We start from the raw sequence: 20,174 nt of genomic DNA on the forward strand, positions 1-20,174 counted from the left end.
GCGGATCGGATGCTTCGCCGGAATCAACGACTCCAGGTTGATCAACGCCACCGCATCCAACTGTCTCGACACCTTACCGCGCATACCCACAGCTTATCTATGCCGCTGCCCCGGAAAAGGACTTTTTCAGCAGGGTGTTAAATCTCGCAATCATAAATTTATCAGCCGCCTTGCGGCATAGCTTCACAAATATGATTAACCAATCTGCCTCAGAAGATATCGAATACGTCGGACAATTTGGAATCACCCAAAGTTGTATCGATGCCATCTTACGCTACCTTCAGTTTGACGAGCCTATTCGTGAGGCAAAGCTTATTACGCATTCCGATCACCATGCTTTCTTGTTCTACACTGAGGAGCCCCGGAGCAAATTCGTAGTTCGGGCAGGTTTCGCATCTGGTTATTATGGTGAAGGTTCAGCTGGACTGGCCTACGTGCTCTCTCTACTCGAGGAATTCGAAATCAAGACGGAGGAATACGAGGTAGGCGACCGTCTCTTTCAGCAGCTCAACCGAGGTCAACTCACGGACAAGGACCTTGAGAGTATAGACTCCATGCGTCCAGTTCGCCCACTCCGAATTCACGATTACATTTACGAGTACGGCCGAGACCAGACTTTGATTAATCGAAGCATCCCAATTCCGATACCGCTAGGACTCATTGATAAGCGTATTCGCGATTTAGTGGTGAATTTTTGGACAGATCCAGATAGCCGAATCAACTCCGGCTTCAGACGCATTGAGGATGCCATCAGGCAACGCTGCAACTCGGATGAGCACGGAGCCGGCCTATTCCAAGCGGCCTTCATGGGGCCAAAATCGATTCTGGAGTGGGAAGGAGTCCATCAGAAGGAACAGGCTGCGCGCGCCGATTTATTCAAATCCGTTTACGGCAGCTTCCGCAACCCAAGAGCCCATAAGGAACTTGACTACTCGCGCGAAGAGCTACTCTCGGAGTTTCTCCTACTGAACCAGCTGTTTCGATTTGAGCGAGATGCTAGAGAGCGGCCAATTTGCGAGACAGAAGAGTCATGAAAACCGTGCGGCATCTCACCCGCTGAATTGCCTGGGCCCATCCTAAATACACGGCAGTATTCACTCTGCACCATCAGAGAAATTCCGTTGTTGGTGGAAGAACGAAGCTGCCTCCCCTGCAATCTGCTAAACCTTGCCCCCGTCCCCGTAAATCTCCGCCTCCGCCATGTATCCTTGTATGCCGGGCGTCACCTTACCCTAAGGAGAGACGTCTGGTAACTCACTGGGAATGCGGGAACGATGGACAATTCGGGGGCAGAAACTCTGTTGGGAACAAGCCGGACAGGGTATGGGTTCGAGTGCTATGACCGTCGGCGGATGGCTTTGGTCGAAGCCGTTCGGAAAGGGGGTGCGTGGTGCTGAGGATCACGGCCAGCAAGTCGGTGGATGCGGCGGTCAATTACTTCCGCGATGCGTTGTCGAAGGGCGACTATTATCTGGAGGGTCAGGAGGTCGCCGGAAGCTGGGGCGGCAAGGGTGCGCGTATGCTTGGGCTGGACGGCCCGGTGACGAAAGACGCCTTTCTGAATCTGCTGCACAACCGCCTGCCGGATGATAGTGACAAGCTGACCCCGCGCAATCCGCCGAACCGCCGTCCTGGCTATGACTTCACCTTTGATGTGCCAAAGTCGGTGTCGCTTCTGCATACGATCGCGGGGGATGAGCGGATTGAAGCGGCGATGAAGCGCGCGGTGGCCACCACCATGCAGCAGATTGAACAGGATATGCATACCCGCGTGCGTAAAAGTGGGGCTTTTCATGATCGGCAGACGGGTAACATGATCTGGGCGGACTTCACGCACTATACCTCCCGCCCGGCACCATCGGATGACAAGATGCTGGAGGGTTTGCCCGATCCACAGTTGCACATGCATGTCTATGCGATCAACGCGACCTATGACGAAGTGGAGACATGCTGGAAGGCAGGCGAGTTCAGCCGCATCAAACAGGATGGTCCTTATCACCAGGCGGTGTTTCATACGGAGCTGGCAGGCGAGCTGCAAAGAATTGGCTATGACATCACGCCCACGAAGGACGCCTTTGAAGTAAAGGGATTCGAACGCGACTTGCTCAACAAATTCTCCCGTCGCACACAGGAGATTGAAGCAAAGGCGCGCGAACTTGGCATTACCGATGCGAAAGCGAAAGCAGAACTGAACGCCCGCATTCGCAAGGTGAAGGACAAAAACATTCCGCTCTCCACCCTGCGCAAGGTCTGGAAAGCCAACCTGACGCCCAAAGAAGCGAACCTGCTGCAATCGTCTATGGCGAAGGCACATTTGCAAGAAGGGCGGGAAGCATCCAATGATCCCCGCGCGGCCAAAGAGGCGATTGAGTATGCGTTGTGCCACGAACTGGAACGCTATAGCGAAGTGCCGGAGCGCCGTCTCTTGGCCACAGCTTTGGCGCAGTCGATTGGATCGGCCAAGGTGGAAGCGGTAAAGGATTCCTGCGCCAATCGGCCAGATATGTTGAGGGCGGAGATTGAGGGGCGCACGCATGTGACGACGCAAGCGGTGCTGGCGGAAGAGACGAAGCTGTTCGATCTGGTGAAGGATGGGCGTGGCAGTGTGCGGCCTCTGACCAGGGGCAAATATGAGTTCCAGAATCCGCTCTTTACCGATCCGGCGAAGGACACGCGCGAACAGCAGGACGCCGTGCGGCTCGTGATGGAAAGCCAGGACTGGGCGGTGGGCGTGGTCGGCCGGGCCGGCACGGGCAAGACCACGCTGTTGCAGGAAGTGGCGGACGGCCTGAAGCGCGAGAACACCCCGCTGATACTGTGCGCGCCCACGGCGGAGGCCTCGCGCGGGGTGCTGCGGCAGGAAGGATTTCAGCAGGCGGAGACGGTGAAAAAGCTGTTGACCGATGAAGACCTGCAGAAGCGCCTGCGCGGTAGCGTGTTGTGGGTCGATGAAGCGGGCATGGTGGGCAATCAGGACTTGTTGCAGTTGCTGCGCTTGGCCAAGGGCAATGGCGCGAAGCGCGTGGTGCTGGCCGGAGATTCGCGCCAGATTCGTTCGGTGCCGCGCGGGGATGCCTTCCGTCTGCTGGAGGAAAACGGCCTGAAAGTGACGCGCCTCGACCAGGTGCGCCGTCAGAAAGACCCGCAACTGAAAGCGGCGGTGGAAGCGATCAGCAAGGGCGAGGTCGGTAAAGGCTTCCAAACGCTGGACAAGATAGGCGCGATTCATGAGGTGCCGGAACCGCAAGACCGCCACCGCGATCTGGCCCGCGACTATGTGAAGGCATCTTATGGCCGTCGTCCGGGGGCTTGCCTGGTGATCTCGCCGACCCACGCGGAAGGCGAACGGGTGACGGCGGCCATTCGTGAAGAACTGGCCGAACAAGGCATCCTGAAGGGCCGCGAACACACCTACATCCGTCATGTGCCGACCGGCTGGACGAACGCGGAAAAGACCAACCCCATCTCGTACGAGCCGGGCATGGTGGTGCAGTTTCAGCGCCACGCCAAGAGCTTCAAGGCGGGAGAGCGCCTGAACATCCGCAAGGTGTTGCCCAACAAGGGTTGGGTGATCGCGCAGCGCAGCGATCTCGCCCCGGTGTTGCTGCCACTGAAGCACGCGGAACGCTTCACCGTCTACCGCCCGCAGGAAGTGAAACTGCGTGAAAACGACACCATCCGCATCACCCAGAACGCCTACCTCAACGGCGGTAAGACGCAACTGACCAGCGGCGCGCGGCATCAGGTCAAAGGCTTCACCATGGACGGCGATATCAGGCTGCAGGGCGGACAGGTGCTGCCGCGCAGTTTTGCCCACTTTACGCACGGCCACTGCATCACGGCAGATGCCGCCCAGGCGAAGACGGTCGATCACGTGTTTGTGGCCATCGGCAGCGAGTCGACGGCGGCCACCGACATGCGCCGGATGTATGTGGCGGTCAGCCGCGCGCGGTATGGCGCTCACATTTACACCGACGACCGGGAGGAGCTTCTGCAGGCCGCCATGCGCGACCAGCCCCGGCGCTCCGCCACCGAAATCGCCCGGCTGGCGGAGAAGCAACAGCGGGGCCGCCAAGCTTCCTTTGAGCTGGTCCGCCGCTCGGTTGCGGAGCGCTTTCTGGATGGGCTGCGGCGTCAGAAACAGCGCCGCCTCATCCGCGACCGAGGTCTTGAACGTATCATGGAGATGGAACGATGAACCCAGACAAATACGCCTTCCTGCGCAAACCCGGCACGACCGCACCTTACTTGCCTTCAACGACTTCCAGCTGTCATGAGGAGGTTTCCACCGCTGAAGCGGTGGCCATTCGGCTGGTGCTGGTCCAGAAGAGCGGCCAGCGCTTTTCCTACCCCTATGGCCAGATCGGGCTGATCTCGATGCCGACCGCGGAAACGCTGGTGCTGCACTGCAACTGCGGGCTGCTGGATGCCATCACGATCCGGGGGCGCTCGCTCCAGCCCCTGGCCCACCTGCTGGACTTGCAACGCCTCGCGCTCGTGCGCGAGGCCGCGCATGATTTTTCAGGCGAGGGGCCGCACGTCAGCTTGATTGAGCTGACGGCGGCGGAGTGAAGTAGGTCCGCTATTGGACCTTCTCGCGGAGGGTTTCCAACGTCCAGCCGCACACATAGGTGAACGCGAGATTGACGGCGGCCTGTTGATCGTTGGGCAGAGAGTCGAACCAGTCGATCAGACGCTCGCTTTCGCGGTCCGTATCCACTTCATCGGTGGCCATTTCAGATTGGATCAGTTCGAGGATGTTCATGATACCACCTCCCAGCCTGCGAGATCTTCCCGCACCATCACCGTCGTGACGCCGCAGTCCAATTCAGTCATGATCCAGAAATGGACACCTTTTCGATCGATGAAGGCTGACATGGTGCGCCTATCCCCGGCTGACATAAGTGAGGCTGAATTGAGCTCAACATCTTTCTGGCAAACCAAACCCCAGTTGCCCGACCAATGGAGTTGCAAGCCCGCACAGAGGTCGTATGGATGTAGAGACATAGCCGCGCCTTCAGTTATATCTAAAAGTTTTCGTTTTGACTCGTCTGTCATAGTAAAGCTCCTTTCGTTAGGTTAAAGATGCCCCGCCGTAGCGGGGCGGTGAGGGTAAATCAATAGCTCAAGAAGATGTGAACCTTCTCGAAACCTTCTTCGATGGTCAGAAGGTCGCCGTTCATTTCCATGTCGCGGGCCATGGATTGGTAATCGATATAAAAACTCAGGTTGGCCGGAATCTCCGTGGTTTCTTCGGTCAGCTCCTGTGCGTAGTCTGCCAGCGAGGCGTATACACCTAAGTAATTTTCTATCAGACGCTCGGCATCTTCTAGGTCACCGCTGGTGTGCTCTAGCAACAGCACGCCTAAATCGGCATGTTTGGCAATGAAGGCGGCCAGCTTGGCGACGGTCTCAATGCCCGTGTATTCTTCAATGACGCCACGGCCCAAGCCTTCGTAATCATGAATCGCCCACTCCTCGGCATGGGGAATGGGCGAGGTCTTCAAGACTTCGCTTATCTCGGCTTGGATGTCTTCGGCATCTTGATTGGCATTGATCCATTCACCGTGCAAATAACCGGCGTTATAGGCGGCCAGACAGGCGACATAAATTCTAGGTTCAATATGGTGCGACATGGTCTGTTCTCCTTCTTGGTTCAGGTTGTCTGCGACAGCTCCTGCTGCTGCTGTAACCTTGCCCTTCGGCGAGAACGGGGGGTGAAGGGGCGCAAGGGAGGGGGATCGCCCGGCCTGCAGCGCGGCGCAGCAAGCGAAGGTTGGGGATACCCTTGTGCCACGGCAGGGGGAAGGCACCCCCTCTACTTCACGTGACTGAAGACAAGCCAGTAAGGGGCCTGTGGATAGCCGCTGCGTTATCCACGGCGTTTCGATGCGATGGCATGGAGTCGGCAGACCATCGCGCGTGGCGGAAACCCTGCCGGGAACATCCGTTGTGCAGCTGCGAACAGGCTTTCAAATGGGTGCCATGAAACTCTCTGAATACCTGATCCTGAACCGGATCGCGCCAGCCTCCTTCGCGAAGCAAGTGGGCCTGCGCAGCCGCACCTCCATCCACCGTTACCTGAGTGGGGAACGGTTTCCTAACCCCGAAGTCATGGCACGAATTACAACCTCTACCGGAGGCACCGTCACGGCGGAAGACTTCCAATACCCTTTGCCTGACAATGACAATGATGCGGACTATCCCTGGTCGCGCGAGTGGCAGGAGGAACTGCGGCGCTGCGACCACGTCTTCCGCCAGATGCTGCGCGAAAAGGCCGAATGGGACACGCTCAGCCCGCCGGTGCGCCGCGCGGTCAATATTCTCGGGAACCGCGTTCAAATGGACGTCAGCGAACGACACTTTCGCCTCGATGGCCGGCCGGCAGGGGCCCGCGATATTGTGCGCCTGGCCAATCGCTTCCTGAGCGAAAGCGGGCTGGAAACAATCAAGTATCCGGGGGTTGGATAGCGAGAGTTAGGCGGCAACGGCCTGCGCGAGGCTCGAGCCTGCCGCTTTGCGTCGGTAACTCAGGCGGCAGAAGGGTTTGTTCGAAACCAAGGCCATCGAATGCAATTGCCCGCCCGGATACAGCATGACGGCCTCGTAGGTTTCGTTGAAGATCAGCTCCACCGCCAGTTCTTCCAGCAGGAACGCGCGGCAGGCGGAGGCTTTGAGGCTGGGGTTGCGCGCGACAAAGTCGCTCAGATCCTGAGTGACGGCCTGCGCAAAGACGGGATCGACGTGCAGGCGGCGATCGATTTCGGCGCGGGCCAGCGGGTAGGTCGGATGATTTCGCCAGTCATCCCAGCGAATGAGCATCATCCGCCCCTCCAGCAAGCGCAGGGCGGCAGCGTTGCGCTCCAGCCAGGCATCGCCCGCCGCGCGCGCAGTCTCGGCACAGCCATCGGGCAGGTAATGACGCTGCAGGGTGTCGCCCACGTTTACCAGCACCTGCGGGAAGCGTTGGGCAGCCCATCGGCAGGTGTCTTCAAACTTGCGGCCCTCGTGATAGTCTTTGCCCACGCTGACTTCGAGGCTGCACATTCGGTAATTCTGCCAACCACCGGTCGATCTGATCTTATACATAAACTTCCTTTGCATCCGTTTCATTCGGCATCGATCCCTGTAACCAAAGCATTTCAAAGCTGTTGCGTAAAGCAACGGCTACGTTCGCATCATGGATCAACGTAATTTTCTCGCGTGTCTCGATCGCGGCCTTGCGACCATAGATCACGACCACATTGTTGATAAAGAAGCGCTCAGGAATATAACGATACTCCTGGATCGGGTAAATCAGGTTCTTTGAGCCATCCTTGACCAGCGAACGGAACTTGATGCCCGCTCGGCGCAGGCGCAATTCACGTTCGATCACTTCCGGGGCAGAGCAGGATTCGTCCACATACATATAGAGCAACTCATCGCCGTCCTGCAGGGTATTATAGATGTCATCCAGCAACTCCAGAAACGCTTGCTCACCATAGAAGAAGCTGACCGTCCTGGATGCCTGGCGCACGCCTCCATCCATGAACTCCACCCCCTCCGCCTCAAATGCCTGTACCAGAGCCGCCACCGTGGAACGGCGCGGCTGGGTCTTCTCGTTCTCCAGGTTGGAAAGGTTCGGCACGGCGATGCCGCAGGCACGGGAGGCTTGCTCCAGGCTCCAGCCTAAAAGCGCTCTAGCGGCTCGCAGTTGCTTGGCTTCGATCTTCATAATGATAAGTATCTTATCGAATCCATACTCCAGTACAAACGATATGGTCACATCTTTAATTAAATAGTAATATTATTCACGTAACTGTTGACATTGTGCCACAACAAGTATACAAAAGAGCACAATATAGATAGAGGAAGGAGACAGGATAATGATCCAGTCAATGACAGACGGGCAGTGGTGCAGCTACATGACCCGCAAATATGGGGAAGCCAAAGCGCTGGAATTATACGCGCAGTTTCCCGACCGCGACGGAACTGCCCCGGCACACTTTGCCGACTATGCCGCCAGCTTTGGCGCTAAACATAGCAGTGGCAGCGGACCGATTTATACCAACCGCCCACGCTGGGGTGCCGACCATGTCGCCGCCGCATGATCACGAGGAAGCGGTCTTCTATTATCGGTGGCTGATTCGGGCGGCGGTGCGCCGCAAGCGCGCGGGTGGAGACCCGCAGAAGGCGCGAGAGACGATTCAACGCTTCCTGCCAATCTATCGCCAGCGCTGGCGGGCATTGCTCGATTCAATCGCGACCGAAGGCGAAGCGCGGCCTGCGCACAACGACAACCAGAGAGGAGGCGACTCATGATCGAATTGGACGAATGGAACCGGCAGATTGCGCGGCAGCTGAGAGCGAAGCGCTATTTGCGCGGCGAATCCCAGCAGGACGTGGCAGAAGTGCTCGCGGTCACCTATCAGCAGGTGCAGAAATATGAGCGCGGGACCAATCGGATCTCGGCCGCCATGTTGCTTTACCTCTGCGACCAATGGGAAATCTCGCCGCTGGAGTTTTCACTTTCAGGGCGAAGCGGTCAGCGAGATGATCTGCAATTGACCGCGCGGGAAACCGCTCTGCTGCTCGCCCTGCGCGGCCTGGAGCCCAAGATGGCTTCCGCCATTCGCCGGTTGACGCACTTGTGTGCGGAAAGAGCCCAGCTTGCCGCGTAAAAAGAAGCGCCACCCGGTGGGGCGGCGCTCAAGTTACGTAGGATAAATCAGAGTTTAGGCCTGCGCTTCAGATTCCTTGGGGCGACGCAGGACGATTTTGCGCTCCATCGGCAGCGCATTCAGCACCAGATTGAAGCCTTGGCCGTCCTCGTGGGGGAACGCGACGCCGATTTCCGTCCAATGAGCTTTGCCGGTCTGGCTGTTCTCCCGCACGCTATTGGCGATGAAGTAAGGCTGTTTGTTGTTCTCGGTCATAAAAAGTCTCCTTTTTTAGGTTTGAGACCGCGACCTTCGCGGCCTGACGGAGACCTCTTCGCCACTGGATTCAGCGGGCAGCGTGTCCACCGAAAGACGGAAGCTTCGCCGCAGGTGAAAACCGTCTTGGCAGGTTGACCGCCCGCGCCGGGGGCCAACGTCACCGTCAACCAGGCCGCGGGTGCGCCGGGACTCACCTAAAAGGTTCAGACTCGTTCGAGAAAACAGATCGCCTCACGTTGCTTACCAGCGCGGGGTCAGTGCAGCTCGTCCGACTCGCGGCGTTCAGTCGAAAGCAGGCGTCCGTGTTCGGCCACGCACCACAAGGCGTAGCGCAAAGGGGTAATCGTGGCAAACGCCTCGGGGCGTTCGTCCTCCGCGTCATCCCAAGGGTCAGGCAGGTCGTTCATGACTCATCTCCGGGTTTGAGTTGTGCCCGCCGTGAAACAGAATTACCTATTCTGTTTCACGCTCAAGGCTAGATACTTCCGGCATCTTAGCAAGTTCAAAGTCGCGCCACAAGCGGCTTGCAAGGCGCCGTTCTTCTGCGCCGGTCGCGTTCAGGTAGATGCCGGTGGTTTTCACGCTCGCATGGCCCATCCAGGTGCTGATGATCGGCAGTGGCACCCCGGCCTCCACGCATGCAATCCCGAACCCGTGCCGCAGCCCCTTGGGACAGGCTTGCGGTCCTGCAATTTTCGCCTGCCGCATCACCTCTTTCACCAGCCGATAGGCCGTCGTGCGCGAAAAGCTCCAGAACCGCTTTTGCGGGTGGTCAGCGGCAATTTCCTCACTCTTACCTGCGATTCATTTATGAAACTCTCATCCGTTAGTAATAGTCTCCTTGGCCTGAGCATCTTGGGCCTTTGGCCTTCGCTTTGCGCCCAGGTCGTCGACGTCGAAATGGAATTGTCCGAGCTTGCGGGCGATCCTCAATGGCGCGCCATCGGTCCCCTCGATTCGTCCGAAGGCAGCACGTATTACCTGAGCGCCGACTACCAGTCGATTAACGCCAATGCCAGCCTGAGCGACGTCTACTACACGCTGAATTTCTCCCACGTTTGGCAAGGCACCAACGGGCGCGGATTTCTCGTCGAAGACAGCTATTTTCCGGATAGCCTGGGCTTCAATATCCATGTGCACGAGACCTCTTCCGACGCTACTCTGACGATGCGGAATGTCAGTGTCGGAACCTCTGCCAACGCGGTGTTTGGTCAAAACATTCTGACGACTGGTGGTGCGGATGCCTGGCTGGAAAACGTCACCTTTGACATCCGCACCGGCCTGGGTGTCGGCACCGCTCCGGGCTACTCCTCCGATACGTTTGAAAGCAAAGGCCACATCCAGCTCGTCAATAGCACCTTTACCTCCAATTACCTCGATAACAACAGCCTGCTCACTTTCTACACCGGCGCGGCGGGCATGACGATTGACCTGATCGGCGGCCACACCTTCGCCGACACCTTCAGCCTCTCCGGCTACGATCCGTCGGCATTCCTCGATACCTATGGCTTCGATCCTGACGCGAGCGACCTGAGCATCCACCTCGTGACCAACGGCACGGGAGACGGCTCCATCCGCGTCTTGGAAGACGGCACTATCCTCGGCGGCTCGGACGGCCTCTCGCCTTTCACCATCACCGCCACGGCCCTCGTGCCCGAGCCCGGCACCTACGCCCTGCTTGGCGGCCTTGGCGCCCTCGGCCTCATCCTCTGGCGTCGCCGCGCGGCCTGAATTCCTGCCCCTCCTCACCATGAAAATCACCCGCATCATCGGCGAAGACGGCCCGCGCACGGAACTCTGTGCCGGTTCGGCCTGTCCCGCCTTCATTCTCACGGAATCGGGCGAGGCCTTTGTGCAAGGCACCCGCCTGAGTGCCGACGAAGCCGCGCAGCTTTCCGCCCCGGCGCATGAGACCTTCGTCAAGATCCCTGTGGCCGTGCTGCAACGGCTCGCGGCTCAGTTGGATCAGTAGAGGATCTCGCGCTACAAATCCCCTTTCGCGGCACCTATATTTTGCACGCGAAAGGGGATTTTTTGTGCTGTTACCGTGGGCTGATCTTGTCGATTACGCGGCTGATCTGCTAACCGTGCTGGCGGTCCCCACGGTCGTGTTTCAGCTCCACTACGTGCGCAAGGATATGCGCCTCAAGGTCTTCACTCAAATTCAGGACACCAACCGCGCCTTGGTCGAACATGCGCTTGATGATACATCACTCGCCCGACTCCTGGAAGGCGGCCGACCTCGCCCGCCAGCCAAAGCCAAGGCCTACGCGCAGCTCTGGTTCAATCAAATCTACCTGATCCACCACGCCACCCGCGAAGGCCACATCACCCGCGCCCAAAGCCACGGCTACACCGCAGATTTCCGGCAGTTCCTGCAACTGCCCTTCATGCGCACGCACTGGCCGCAATTCCGCCCCACCTACGCCGCCTCATTCCAGCGATTCGTAGACGACCTGCTGAAGGACTCTCCCTCTTCGTCCAAGCCTTCGCCCAAAACCGCTGGGCTCGGCGGCAAGACGAAGTCCTCATAAGCGACTTTGGCTATTTCGTCATAAAGCCGCTTGAGCGAAAAGCCACTCCCATAGCTATCTCCAACTTTACCGGAGCTATGTCCCATCAAGGCCTCCTGAATCTCACGAGGGATTTCCGCCTCGCGGCAGGCGTCCTTGAAGGTATGCCTGAAACTATGGAAAACCTTGCTTTCATCACAAATGCCGCAGGCGTTGATCTGCCGGTTGATCCATTTTGAGAAACCGCGCGTGCATTTGTCGGTATGATGGGATAGCTCCGGAAACACATGCGTAGCGCCTTGCCTCTGCAAACGTTCTATCTCCAGGAGGAAGCCAGCTTCGATCAGTTTAGGATGCAGGGGCACTCGTCGGGCGCTGTTTGGATTCTTCAGCGATTTACCCGATTCGTGACAGTTGATATCTAAAAAATGGATACCTTGGCTATGACGAATATCCGTTAAGCGTAACTGCCCCAACTCTTCCAGGCGCGCGCCGGTGTAAAGCGCCAGCAAGGGCAGCCAGTATCCGGCCTCCCCGGCGCAGCCTCGCTTGCGTTCTCCAAAGCGATAGACGGGCGACCGGCTAAAGAACAGTTGCAGGTCTTGCGGCTCAAAGGGAAGACGAACCTTGCTGGGACTATCACACAAGTTTAAGCCCTGCGCCGGATTCTTCACCAGAATCTCTTCCTGCAACGCAACCTCCAGCACGGATTTCACCGCATTGACGTTCTTGTTGACCGTTGCGGCGCTCATCCGCTTCACTTCCCGCTTGCGATAGCGTTGCACAATTTCCGTCATCGGCAGCGCGCGCTCTGCTTTGGTGAGATGCAACGGCAGCAGACGGCACTGTTCCATATAATCGCGCACATCCTTGCGCGTGATCTCCCTCACATCCATATCGCCCTTCAGGTTGATAAAACGCTCTACGGCGGTGCGCCACTCGTTGATGGTCTGCTGGTGGCGCGGCTGTAGCGACTCCCATTTCTTCAGCATAGCGCTTAGTTGGTTCATGTTTTCCGACGGGGGCGACTCTTCGACCGGCAGGAAAACCATCTCGCGATTACCGGTGCGGTCGCGGCGCATCACTTCTTCACAAACCTGTAGCTGGGCTTGCATCAATTGGTAGGCCAAGTGCTTCCAGTCCATACTGCCGGGGTCGAGCTGAAGGCCGTGATCCTTTTTCACTTGCTCTACCAGCCCCGCGTCGGCGGAAAAATCCATCTGCTCCAGGGATTGCTGCAGACGGGCCGAAAGCGTGTGCAGGGGCCGGTCTGGCTTCTGACCGTTCAGGCGCTGTTCAAAATCTTCGTTCAGTGCCCGCTTGCGCCAGCGTTCGGCGATTTCAAGGGCTTGGCTATGCTGCAATTGTCCTGTCGTCAGTTCAACCTCCTCAAACAACGCTTGCACCTGCGCATGGACAACGAGAAGTCGCCGTCTGGCCTCCTGCTGGCACTTGGTCCGCAGCGACACCCCCACTGTCTTACGCCTGAAGTAGCCTTGTAGCGCAACCGGAATGCGCCGTCTATACTTGTACCCATTTGGGGTGAGTTGCAGATACTCCGAGCCCATTCGAATCCTCCTCTGTGTGCCAGAACACACGTTGATGTGTATCAGTGGCATCGGAGGGGCGGCTGCCCTACGCTCAAGTCCTTGAAAAGATGTGATTTTTTGACTGGATGGCGCACCCGAGAAGATTCGCCGCCAAAAATTACATACGTAAGCATTTCAAAGAGTTAGCGGCTTCGATGCCGTTCATCATTGGCTTCGAGTGTAGCAGTCGTGTGTATCAGTTTCCACTTGTATTCGGGAAGTGCGCCCGAGTTCGTCTATTACCGGTCGAGATCGCGATCCTGATCCTGCTGCCGGTCTCGTAATTGAGAGGGTGAACTCTTGCGGCTAGTCATGCGTTGAAAAAGGCTGCGTTTTTCTTCCAGTGATACACGCTTTTCAGGTTTTTGGACGGCCTCTTTTGAAAAGGCCTTGATGTTTTTTTTCAGCTGCTTGGCCTCGCGCTGATGATGTGCACTCCGCAGGCGATTATTTGCGTCAATCACCCGTTGAGCTTTCTGGGTGAAATAGCGGTTGCTGACGTCGATAATGTTCTTGGGCTCTTCCTTACTTTTATCCTTATCCTTTTCTTTCTCTTTCTGTTCGCGCTCCTTCGGCGGCGAGGCTTTGCCAAATCCATCGCGAGTGAGGATGTCCTTGGCAGCCATGCTGGCCAGACGCTGGTGTTCCTTATCCTTGAGGATTGAACGATCCGAAACGAGCAGCTTGTCGATTTTAGCTCCGTCGAGTCGATCAACCGTAGTCGCATAGCCATAGGTCCAGGCGCCGAAGCGTTCGTCCATCTTTTGACCTGCGGCTTTCAGTTCTCCCTTTTCGCGATCGTGATCTTCAATGGTGCGAAACGTGTTTTTGGAGAACACGTGCTCTTTCCGCTCGGTGCTGAAGCCGGTAAACGCCGCCTCGGGATGCCGATGGTCCTCGGTGAGCTGGATCCGCTCCCCCTTGCACAGCTCTCGCGTCGGTGGGCTCAAGTCTCCCGGAGCCCGCGGGTCCTCCTTTACGCCGAGCTGCTTGCCCTGCTTTTCCAGTAGGCCGAGCCGCTTCATCTCGGCCCGAGCCAAGGTGTCGAGCTTCATCTTGTGGTGCTCGTCCCGGGCCAGCATGACGGGAAACCGGCCCGACTGGAGCTGAGAGATATACTCGCGAACGAGCTCTTCGTCGTCGCGCTGCTGGCCGCGTAGATAAGGATGGTCAACCGTCATGGCAGGGGAGGTGGAGGTAGAGAGTTCAAGCCCCATGGAGCAGGGGCAGCGGAAACCGGCAACGAAACGCGGCCGGTGTAGCGGCCAAGGTCGCTGGTGCTGCTGCCGCCAAACTCCAGCATCTCCTCTTCGGCATCGAGGATGCGGTCCTTGCGGTCCAGCCACTTGCGGCGCTCAAGGGCGGCCTGGAATCCGTGAAAGAGCAGCGTGGCCAGAAAGGCGAACCAGAGGGCAAGGCTCAGTGCCGGGGCCGCATCTGTCACCAGCAGGCTTAGAAACAACAGCAGCAGCGGCTCGCCGATGGTCTTGATGAAGTCGCTCCGGTAGCGCAGGCGTTTTTGCAGGCGCGTCAGGGGCTCGAAAAACGGCAAGTGCTTGCCCGGGAAGCGGCTGTGCACGTAGATGTCCTGACGATCTCGCAGGTAGCTGCCCCAGCGGATTTGCAGCAGGCGGGCGACGAAAAGCAGGAGGATGGCCTGGAAGGTGAACACGCCCAGCAATTCGGAGGGGCCGGCGTGGTTTTCGGCCCAGAAGTAAATGAGGGCCGTGTAGAGCAGGAAGGTGGAAATGACGGTCAGGGTGCTGAAGTAGCGTTCGCCGAAGCCGGTGCGCAGAAAGCTCTCGAAGGGAGCCCGCGCGCCCTGAATCATGACGAACACGAGGGCGGTGACGATCTTCCCCACCGCCCCCAGCACCTTGTCGGGTGGGGGGAGCTTGGGGAACTTGATTTGGGTGTCGTCTTCCATGGCTCAGCGTTGGGAGAAGCGGGTGCGCAGGGCGTTGAGGCCGCTGCCGGCAAAGATCTTGCCGCCCTGGTGAACGATCGCTTCGACCCCGAAGTCGTGGAGTGGGCCACCCTTGGCGAGGTTGGTGAAGGCGCGCGGCGGCACGGTGTAGACCAGTTGCTGCGAGTTGTTGAGGTTGACGGAGGCCCCTCCGTCCTTGGGGCCAAGACCGATGGAATGCCCGCTGATCTGCTGCCAGTCCTGGGCGAAGAGTTCGGCGGCCCACTTGTTCGTCGTCGTGTCGGAATTGTTGTGGAAAAACTTGGTTGTGAGGTTGCCGACCAGCGAATCGACGAAGGCCCGCTTGGCGTCGCCGCCTCCGATCATCGCGTAGTAGTTGGGAATGTTCTGGGTCAGGAAGACGGTGCACGCTCGCGCCGAGCGCGCGGTGGTCTGGAAGGAGGCGTCGTGCTCATTGACGAAATACTGGCTCTCGTCGGCCCAGAGGAAGACCGGACGGCTTTGCGGGGTGATCTGCCGTCGCTCGACCCAGCGCTGCCAGAGATACTTGAACAGCACCTGCGCGGCGCGACCCGCCTCGTTGAACTCCTTCACCGGCAGGTCGAGGATGATGATCTTGCCCGCCTCACTGACTTCCGGGGTGAGGGTCGTTTCGGTGCAGAAGAGCTGGTAAAGCGGCGAGCGCAGAAAGCCGCTGGCGATGCCGGTAAAGGTGCTGATCACGGTGCCGCGCCTTATGCAAAAGCAGCCCCTTCTGCCTCATCTTCGCCTGCGGGAACTTCTGGTAAACGAACACCCACAACTGCTGCGCCAGGTCTTCCCCCAACTGGTAATCTCCGACTCGATCCGGAAATACTACAGGATCATTCCGCCAAACTCGTCAAACGCTTCCTCAAAGGCCCGGTCCCGAGCCTGACGGGCCGAAGATAGTGAAGTTTGTGAAGGCGCAGGCATCGCCTAGCACCTGAAGGCATAGAGCGGAGATCGTCAAGACTGGGAGGAGTCAAACGCTCAGACTGTTTGAGTTGATCGTAAGGCCAACGGCTTAGGAGATTATTGAAGAATAAGCTTGAAAAACGGCTGCGAAAACTGGCTATGTGGAAAACATGAAGCTTATCTCTCTGCGTTGTTGGTCGTTGCTGATATTACTTTCCAGTTTCGGAGTGCCTGGATTTTCACAGGTAAGCTCCGTTCAAGGCCAATCTGCACAGGAGGCAGACACGCCGGCGCGCACACGGCAAGTGCAATTGGAGCAACAAGCTCAGGTTCTGCAGCAGCAATTGGCGCAGGATAGGGCTCAATGGGACAGCCAGCTTCAGGCGTATCTGGCCACTGCTCCCGATGCTACCTATGATGAGTTGGGCGCGATGCAAGCGGCATTCATCCGTGCGAATTTTGAACAATACCTCGAACTCGAGTCGAAAGAACAAGAGGTTCGCATTCTCCAAAAAGCAGTTTCTCGTGCTGCCAAACGCTCTAGCATGGAGATTATTGAAGCCAACGCTGAAACTCAGCAACTTGGGAGCCTAAAGGAAGCTTATATTAACGCTTCTCGCAAACTGCTGCGCCTTGAATCTGAACAATAAAAACGCTTTCACAGTGAATCATTTCTCTAATCTCTTCACGCTTGCCTTGTTTACGCTTACCGGAGCTTCTTTGGCTGCGCAGACGCAAACAACGGTGGGTAGTTCGGGGCAGCCGACCGTCATCAACGGTAGCAGAATTGAATTAAACGATGATACGTTTCTAAAACAAGTTGAAGCGAGAGCTTTGGTTGTAGCTTCTGGATTTTTCTACACCGGATGGGATAATTTTCGGCACGCGGCAATCAACTACAACGGGTTGCAGTATACCGCGAATCAAGCGAACCCTTCCCAACTGCTGGGGAACTATTATAATCATCCTGTAAGCATGATGCACATGGTGATCAACCGGAGCACCGGGCAGGTTGAGGTTGTCGGCGGTTATCCCGTTCAAGTTCACAATAATGCGGCTCAATTGTTAGCAGGAATCAACTCGCGGTTCGATGACAACTATATCCATATCATTGTCTCTCGGGCGAAATCTATTGATTTTACTGCAGAAAGTGACCTCAAGGACCGGATGCTGTCTTTGGGTGCTAGCCGAGAGGCGCTGGAGTGGGTGCGCCAAGAGGTAGCCATTGATCCAGTTGATTCAACCCATGGCAATCGCTGGGCGTTTGGGTATGCCTTAATTGGCATTCCTGGATTGGGTGCTGGCAACGGCCTAGAGGCTACACAAGAGTTCTACGATTCCGAAATTGATACCTACGGTCTCCCAGTCATCACTACGATCCTCCTCAAGGGCTTTGGAACTGGATCTGACCACTATAATCGATACTTTACACCCTCTGGCTTGCAGAATAATTCATTGATACAAGATGACGGCGACCTTTGGGCCGCGCGAGGAATTGAGGCAGGCGCTGGAAGCCACACCAATAATAATGGTGGTATATCTATCGGTAGTAACGCCGTGGCCAGTGGACAATATGCGGCTGCATTTGGTAAGAATACGATGGCGGCCCCTGAAATGTCATTTGTCGCCGGCAGTAATGTAAAACTTGATGCCGCATATGCTGGCCCTGGTGCAGTGGCTTTTGGTCAGTATAACAAGGCGGGAGCAGTCGACCAAGGCGATCCTCGGAAGCCGATCTTCGTGGTCGGTTCAGGTAATTCTGGCGCCCGAAAGGACACATTTGTCATTTATTCCGACGGGACTTATCAACTCGGAGAGCAAAATGGAAACGAGGCGTCTTTCCGCCAAGATTGGGTCTGGTCCGATGATATTTCTGGAGGTGGAAATCGATCAACTACATTCGAAGGTGCGATTTCTCTTGGAGATGGGCATATTGAGAACGTAAATGGCGATGCTGGCGACCCGTATGACGGCGGATCAATGGTAGAGGATAATAAGACGCGCGGGGTGTATTTCAATGTTAGCAACATCAAACCATCTTCTGTGGTTAATGGAGAGGCGTTTTATCCGTTGCACGCTGGCGCACGTATTTATTCAACGAATAAAAATCCTGTAGCTGGTGATGGCTATCCAATGACTGCATTAATCTTGGAAGCTGCTAATAGCTGGAATGGCTATTCAGAGAATCAACTAGTCCTGCGGAGTAATGGAAGGGTAGGGATTGGAACTGATGAGCCAAGTGCACGCCTTCATATCAGTGGAAATGCGAGGATCAGCGGGCCAATCGCAATTTCAGGTGGTAATCCCGCCCCAAACCGAGTGCTGACGTCTATTGATAGCGCAGGTAACGCCGAATGGAGAACCCTAAATCTCAACAATATTTCAGGGAGTTGGTCGACAGCTCAAATATCCCAAATCGAGCCCTTCGTGATTAGAGGCTCAGGAAATGAGCGTTTCAACGTATCGGAATTGGTCAAAATTGGCAGCAATAACTACTCTAATTCCACTGGCAGAGGGCTGACGCTTACTATCCTTTCGAGGGTAGATCATAGCAGAATCGTGCCTTCGCCTTCGTCTTCACCTGTTTATGATGTATTTGCTTCCAATTCTGAATGTGAAAGGTTAGCCAGTGCTCTGGACGCATTGGATTCTACACAAATCGGAATTCTCACAAGCCGAGATGCATGGGAGGGTCAAGCAAAGCTCTCTGATAGGCTAAAGATGGCGTTCATTCGGTTGGGACTGTACAAGATCGCCAGTGTCGAGGCGTCGGACCCAGCCTATCGCCAACCCTACGCCGCTATATTTGAAGGAGTGGAGCCGGGAGGTGCCCCTACGAAAGCAGTCGAATCGCTCGTTCAGTGGGCAGGAAACTTAGGCCCCAATACTCCCAATCCAGCTCAAGCATTGGCTGAGATTAGAGGGTTCCTGATAGATGGCAGCATCGTTGCCACTGGCAGTGGAAGCTCGAACGTTCTTACGAACTTTGATGGATCCGAGCCGGCCGTTGTTGTCGACCATGAGGGCTATGTGTCTTCAATGAAGGTAAGGAAGCAAGGTGACATCTCCATGGGGGCGTTCAGCAATTAGGCATACCATGTGGATTTCAAATGCTCATACGTTGAAACGCATTGCTGGAACTGGATTGTGCCTTTGGGGGACTGCCATCGTTACCTACGCCGATTACCCCTCGTGGTGGCAGGAAATGGGGCTGGTCCTTCCGAGTGAAGAGCCAAATAACTACGGACCTGTCAATCAGGGGCAACTGAAGAACTTCGGCCTGCGGGCAGCGCACTACCTACGCTTCATGTTGGAGCTGGATCAGCCCGCTTGGAACTCACAGTGGCTTGCCGTTTATGGCGGTTCCGCACCCGACTTCCTCAATACCGGCAACAATTTTGCGGTGATGAATCAAGGCCAGGGCAAGTTCATGGCCAATGGATTCTATGAAATGATGGAACTGCACCCAAGCAAGCTGCCGGGTGAGTTTCCAAACGCTTCTGCGGCTATAGCGGTAATGCTGGATCTACATCACCCGGGAATCTGGACCTACGATCGCCCTTGGAGCGGGCAGGACACTGAGCACTATGCGCCTCTTTTGATCGGCCAGCTCAAGTTCATGTTCTCTTTCGACCTCGGCGCAATCGGCCCTTGGATGGATCTGGACGGGGATGGGATCGATGACCGGCTCGAATGGAAGGTATTCAACGGATTGGGTGCTATGAGCGATTCTGGTGCTTTGGTGGCAGATTCTACGGGTGATCTAACGCCGCACCTGATTGATGTGCTTGAATCGCAACCAGAGATTCAGGAGCAAATCGGTCATGCGATTGACGGAGTTACCATCGTGTTGCCTGACAAGGGCGTCTATGGGATTGCCCCAGATGACCTTGAGATTTCCAAACTTTAGCGCGTATACGATGAAAAGAGCTTTAATTGCGGGCCTGATCCTTGGAGTTTTAGCCCTAGGAGTTGGATTGCTTGTTTCTCTTTCCGATAAGGAAAGTGATGTTCCTGTTGCTGCTGAATTCCCTGTGAAGCAGGAGAAATCCAGCATGACTCCACCCCATGAGGCGGAAGTGCAAGAGGATTTTGGAAGCGCTGGTGCACCCGTTACGCCAAGGCTTGGAGAAGTCCAGTTGGAGAAGGAGGTGGAGGCTGATTTGAAGCCGAGCAAGCTCCAGATCATGCTGCAAGAAACTCGTGAAATGTCTTATGACACGAGTGAAGCAAGGCTCGAAAATAGAAGGCTGTTGGAGGTCTTCAAAGAATAACTGCTGCTGTAAGATCT

General features: G+C 56.4%; 27 protein-coding genes. 15 read left to right on the forward strand and 12 right to left on the reverse strand.

Annotation, left to right across the window (positions count from 1 at the left end):
• The 4 genes from Q7P63_12210 to Q7P63_12225 all read left to right on the forward strand — a co-directional run.
• A partial coding sequence (locus Q7P63_12210) for a hypothetical protein (protein MDP0500851.1) occupies window positions 1-181 on the forward strand: 181 nt, incomplete at its 5' end.
• Window positions 182-191: 10 nt separating this feature from the next.
• Window positions 192-1,034 carry a TIGR02391 family protein gene (locus Q7P63_12215; protein ID MDP0500852.1) on the forward strand — a complete coding sequence of 281 codons (843 nt, stop codon included), beginning with the start codon at window positions 192-194 and terminating at the stop codon, window positions 1,032-1,034.
• Window positions 1,035-1,387: 353 nt separating this feature from the next.
• Window positions 1,388-4,198: a MobF family relaxase gene (mobF, locus tag Q7P63_12220; GenBank protein MDP0500853.1), complete on the forward strand. Its 2,811-nt coding sequence runs from the start codon at window positions 1,388-1,390 to the stop codon at window positions 4,196-4,198.
• Complete coding sequence (locus Q7P63_12225) at window positions 4,195-4,572, forward strand: hypothetical protein (GenBank protein MDP0500854.1); 378 nt, start codon at window positions 4,195-4,197, stop codon at window positions 4,570-4,572. Before mobF ends, Q7P63_12225 begins: the two co-directional genes overlap by 4 nt.
• 10 nt (window positions 4,573-4,582) lie before the next feature.
• Here Q7P63_12225 and Q7P63_12230 read toward each other — a convergent pair whose 3' ends face one another.
• The 3 genes from Q7P63_12230 to Q7P63_12240 are packed head-to-tail and all read right to left on the reverse strand — an operon-like array spanning window position 4,583 to window position 5,636.
• The gene (locus Q7P63_12230; protein ID MDP0500855.1) at window positions 4,583-4,765 is read right to left on the reverse strand and encodes a hypothetical protein; all 183 of its coding nucleotides are present in this window, start codon (window positions 4,763-4,765) and stop codon (window positions 4,583-4,585) included.
• Complete coding sequence (locus Q7P63_12235) at window positions 4,762-5,058, reverse strand: hypothetical protein (GenBank protein ID MDP0500856.1); 297 nt, start codon at window positions 5,056-5,058, stop codon at window positions 4,762-4,764. The genes Q7P63_12230 and Q7P63_12235 overlap by 4 nt, the downstream gene beginning before the upstream one ends.
• 59 nt (window positions 5,059-5,117) lie before the next feature.
• Window positions 5,118-5,636, reverse strand: coding sequence for an antirestriction protein ArdA (locus Q7P63_12240; protein ID MDP0500857.1), 519 nt, complete (start codon window positions 5,634-5,636; stop codon window positions 5,118-5,120).
• 349 nt (window positions 5,637-5,985) lie between these two features.
• Here Q7P63_12240 and Q7P63_12245 point away from each other — a divergent pair, with 349 nt between their 5' ends.
• Window positions 5,986-6,471, forward strand: coding sequence for a hypothetical protein (locus tag Q7P63_12245; GenBank protein MDP0500858.1), 486 nt, complete (start codon window positions 5,986-5,988; stop codon window positions 6,469-6,471).
• 6 nt (window positions 6,472-6,477) lie between these two features.
• Here the strand turns inward: Q7P63_12245 and Q7P63_12250 are convergent, their stop codons facing one another.
• Together Q7P63_12250 and Q7P63_12255 are read right to left on the reverse strand one after the other, a co-directional pair.
• On the reverse strand, window positions 6,478-7,089 hold the full coding sequence (locus tag Q7P63_12250) for a hypothetical protein (protein MDP0500859.1): 612 nt from the start codon (window positions 7,087-7,089) through the stop codon (window positions 6,478-6,480).
• Window positions 7,082-7,714, reverse strand: a complete 633-nt coding sequence (locus Q7P63_12255) for a helix-turn-helix transcriptional regulator (GenBank protein ID MDP0500860.1) — start codon at window positions 7,712-7,714, stop codon at window positions 7,082-7,084. The genes Q7P63_12250 and Q7P63_12255 overlap by 8 nt, the downstream gene beginning before the upstream one ends.
• 163 nt (window positions 7,715-7,877) lie before the next feature.
• Here Q7P63_12255 and Q7P63_12260 point away from each other — a divergent pair, with 163 nt between their 5' ends.
• Genes Q7P63_12260 through Q7P63_12270 form a run of 3 tightly spaced genes read left to right on the forward strand, consistent with a single transcriptional unit; the run spans window position 7,878 to window position 8,660 of the window.
• Entirely contained in the window at window positions 7,878-8,090 is a 213-nt protein-coding gene (locus tag Q7P63_12260; GenBank protein MDP0500861.1) for a hypothetical protein, read from the forward strand.
• Window positions 8,074-8,301 carry a hypothetical protein gene (locus Q7P63_12265; GenBank protein MDP0500862.1) on the forward strand — a complete coding sequence of 76 codons (228 nt, stop codon included), beginning with the start codon at window positions 8,074-8,076 and terminating at the stop codon, window positions 8,299-8,301. Before Q7P63_12260 ends, Q7P63_12265 begins: the two co-directional genes overlap by 17 nt.
• Window positions 8,298-8,660 (forward strand): helix-turn-helix transcriptional regulator, encoded by a 363-nt coding sequence (locus Q7P63_12270; GenBank protein MDP0500863.1) that lies wholly within the window; start codon window positions 8,298-8,300, stop codon window positions 8,658-8,660. The genes Q7P63_12265 and Q7P63_12270 overlap by 4 nt, the downstream gene beginning before the upstream one ends.
• A gap of 54 nt (window positions 8,661-8,714) precedes the next feature.
• Here Q7P63_12270 and Q7P63_12275 read toward each other — a convergent pair whose 3' ends face one another.
• The 3 genes from Q7P63_12275 to Q7P63_12285 all read right to left on the reverse strand — a co-directional run bounded on the left by Q7P63_12275 (window position 8,715) and on the right by Q7P63_12285 (window position 9,701).
• Window positions 8,715-8,915, reverse strand: a complete 201-nt coding sequence (locus Q7P63_12275) for a hypothetical protein (GenBank protein MDP0500864.1) — start codon at window positions 8,913-8,915, stop codon at window positions 8,715-8,717.
• Between the two features lie 257 nt (window positions 8,916-9,172).
• Entirely contained in the window at window positions 9,173-9,325 is a 153-nt protein-coding gene (locus tag Q7P63_12280) for a hypothetical protein (GenBank protein ID MDP0500865.1), read from the reverse strand.
• 46 nt (window positions 9,326-9,371) lie between these two features.
• Window positions 9,372-9,701 carry a site-specific integrase gene (locus Q7P63_12285; GenBank protein MDP0500866.1) on the reverse strand — a complete coding sequence of 110 codons (330 nt, stop codon included), beginning with the start codon at window positions 9,699-9,701 and terminating at the stop codon, window positions 9,372-9,374.
• 27 nt (window positions 9,702-9,728) lie between these two features.
• On the opposite strand from Q7P63_12285, the gene Q7P63_12290 reads away from it, so the two are divergent.
• The 3 genes from Q7P63_12290 (at window position 9,729) to Q7P63_12300 (ending at window position 11,452) form a co-directional block, all read left to right on the forward strand.
• Window positions 9,729-10,649 carry a PEP-CTERM sorting domain-containing protein gene (locus Q7P63_12290; GenBank protein MDP0500867.1) on the forward strand — a complete coding sequence of 307 codons (921 nt, stop codon included), beginning with the start codon at window positions 9,729-9,731 and terminating at the stop codon, window positions 10,647-10,649.
• A 19-nt stretch (window positions 10,650-10,668) separates the two neighbouring features.
• Window positions 10,669-10,890 (forward strand): hypothetical protein, encoded by a 222-nt coding sequence (locus Q7P63_12295; protein MDP0500868.1) that lies wholly within the window; start codon window positions 10,669-10,671, stop codon window positions 10,888-10,890.
• A 115-nt stretch (window positions 10,891-11,005) separates the two neighbouring features.
• On the forward strand, window positions 11,006-11,452 hold the full coding sequence (locus Q7P63_12300) for a DUF6082 family protein (GenBank protein ID MDP0500869.1): 447 nt from the start codon (window positions 11,006-11,008) through the stop codon (window positions 11,450-11,452).
• Here Q7P63_12300 and Q7P63_12305 read toward each other — a convergent pair.
• The 4 genes from Q7P63_12305 to Q7P63_12320 form a co-directional block, all read right to left on the reverse strand.
• On the reverse strand, window positions 11,341-12,900 hold the full coding sequence (locus Q7P63_12305; GenBank protein MDP0500870.1) for a site-specific integrase: 1,560 nt from the start codon (window positions 12,898-12,900) through the stop codon (window positions 11,341-11,343). The two genes, Q7P63_12300 and Q7P63_12305, sit on opposite strands and share 112 nt — an antisense overlap.
• Before the next feature lie 359 nt (window positions 12,901-13,259).
• Window positions 13,260-14,201 (reverse strand): hypothetical protein, encoded by a 942-nt coding sequence (locus Q7P63_12310; protein ID MDP0500871.1) that lies wholly within the window; start codon window positions 14,199-14,201, stop codon window positions 13,260-13,262.
• Window positions 14,198-14,947 (reverse strand): hypothetical protein, encoded by a 750-nt coding sequence (locus Q7P63_12315; GenBank protein ID MDP0500872.1) that lies wholly within the window; start codon window positions 14,945-14,947, stop codon window positions 14,198-14,200. Before Q7P63_12315 ends, Q7P63_12310 begins: the two co-directional genes overlap by 4 nt.
• Before the next feature lie 3 nt (window positions 14,948-14,950).
• On the reverse strand, window positions 14,951-15,670 hold the full coding sequence (locus Q7P63_12320; GenBank protein MDP0500873.1) for a hypothetical protein: 720 nt from the start codon (window positions 15,668-15,670) through the stop codon (window positions 14,951-14,953).
• A 383-nt stretch (window positions 15,671-16,053) separates the two neighbouring features.
• Between Q7P63_12320 and Q7P63_12325 the strand changes: the two genes are divergently transcribed.
• From Q7P63_12325 to Q7P63_12340, 4 genes are read left to right on the forward strand one after another with little or no spacing between them, the layout of a single operon-like run.
• Entirely contained in the window at window positions 16,054-16,533 is a 480-nt protein-coding gene (locus Q7P63_12325) for a hypothetical protein (protein MDP0500874.1), read from the forward strand.
• Window positions 16,517-18,973 carry a hypothetical protein gene (locus Q7P63_12330; protein ID MDP0500875.1) on the forward strand — a complete coding sequence of 819 codons (2,457 nt, stop codon included), beginning with the start codon at window positions 16,517-16,519 and terminating at the stop codon, window positions 18,971-18,973. Before Q7P63_12325 ends, Q7P63_12330 begins: the two co-directional genes overlap by 17 nt.
• 7 nt (window positions 18,974-18,980) lie before the next feature.
• A complete protein-coding gene (locus Q7P63_12335) occupies window positions 18,981-19,793 on the forward strand; it encodes a hypothetical protein (protein MDP0500876.1) in 813 nt (270 codons plus the stop codon).
• 10 nt (window positions 19,794-19,803) lie between these two features.
• The gene (locus Q7P63_12340) at window positions 19,804-20,157 is read left to right on the forward strand and encodes a hypothetical protein (protein ID MDP0500877.1); all 354 of its coding nucleotides are present in this window, start codon (window positions 19,804-19,806) and stop codon (window positions 20,155-20,157) included.
• Window positions 20,158-20,174 lie beyond the last annotated feature (17 nt).

It is taken from the genome of Verrucomicrobiota bacterium JB022 (assembly GCA_030673845.1).
Taxonomy (GTDB): domain Bacteria; phylum Verrucomicrobiota; class Verrucomicrobiia; order Opitutales; family Oceanipulchritudinaceae; genus WOUP01.

Bases quoted from the DNA above. Each gene is read 5' to 3' on its own strand.
- Q7P63_12270 (MDP0500863.1), top strand. From the start codon at position 8,298: ATGATCGAATTGGACGAATGGAACCGGCAGATTGCGCGGCAGCTGAGA.
- Q7P63_12280 (MDP0500865.1), bottom strand. From the start codon at position 9,325: ATGAACGACCTGCCTGACCCTTGGGATGACGCGGAGGACGAACGCCCC.
- Q7P63_12265 (MDP0500862.1), top strand. From the start codon at position 8,074: ATGTCGCCGCCGCATGATCACGAGGAAGCGGTCTTCTATTATCGGTGG.
- Q7P63_12225 (MDP0500854.1), top strand. From the start codon at position 4,195: ATGAACCCAGACAAATACGCCTTCCTGCGCAAACCCGGCACGACCGCA.
- Q7P63_12290 (MDP0500867.1), top strand. From the start codon at position 9,729: ATGAAACTCTCATCCGTTAGTAATAGTCTCCTTGGCCTGAGCATCTTG.
- Q7P63_12250 (MDP0500859.1), bottom strand. From the start codon at position 7,089: ATGTATAAGATCAGATCGACCGGTGGTTGGCAGAATTACCGAATGTGC.
- Q7P63_12230 (MDP0500855.1), bottom strand. From the start codon at position 4,765: ATGAACATCCTCGAACTGATCCAATCTGAAATGGCCACCGATGAAGTG.
- Q7P63_12325 (MDP0500874.1), top strand. From the start codon at position 16,054: ATGAAGCTTATCTCTCTGCGTTGTTGGTCGTTGCTGATATTACTTTCC.
- Q7P63_12275 (MDP0500864.1), bottom strand. From the start codon at position 8,915: ATGACCGAGAACAACAAACAGCCTTACTTCATCGCCAATAGCGTGCGG.
- Q7P63_12240 (MDP0500857.1), bottom strand. From the start codon at position 5,636: ATGTCGCACCATATTGAACCTAGAATTTATGTCGCCTGTCTGGCCGCC.
- Q7P63_12340 (MDP0500877.1), top strand. From the start codon at position 19,804: ATGAAAAGAGCTTTAATTGCGGGCCTGATCCTTGGAGTTTTAGCCCTA.
- Q7P63_12335 (MDP0500876.1), top strand. From the start codon at position 18,981: ATGTGGATTTCAAATGCTCATACGTTGAAACGCATTGCTGGAACTGGA.
- Q7P63_12310 (MDP0500871.1), bottom strand. From the start codon at position 14,201: ATGACGGTTGACCATCCTTATCTACGCGGCCAGCAGCGCGACGACGAA.
- Q7P63_12295 (MDP0500868.1), top strand. From the start codon at position 10,669: ATGAAAATCACCCGCATCATCGGCGAAGACGGCCCGCGCACGGAACTC.
- Q7P63_12260 (MDP0500861.1), top strand. From the start codon at position 7,878: ATGACAGACGGGCAGTGGTGCAGCTACATGACCCGCAAATATGGGGAA.
- Q7P63_12315 (MDP0500872.1), bottom strand. From the start codon at position 14,947: ATGGAAGACGACACCCAAATCAAGTTCCCCAAGCTCCCCCCACCCGAC.
- Q7P63_12215 (MDP0500852.1), top strand. From the start codon at position 192: ATGATTAACCAATCTGCCTCAGAAGATATCGAATACGTCGGACAATTT.
- Q7P63_12255 (MDP0500860.1), bottom strand. From the start codon at position 7,714: ATGAAGATCGAAGCCAAGCAACTGCGAGCCGCTAGAGCGCTTTTAGGC.
- Q7P63_12235 (MDP0500856.1), bottom strand. From the start codon at position 5,058: ATGACAGACGAGTCAAAACGAAAACTTTTAGATATAACTGAAGGCGCG.
- Q7P63_12245 (MDP0500858.1), top strand. From the start codon at position 5,986: ATGAAACTCTCTGAATACCTGATCCTGAACCGGATCGCGCCAGCCTCC.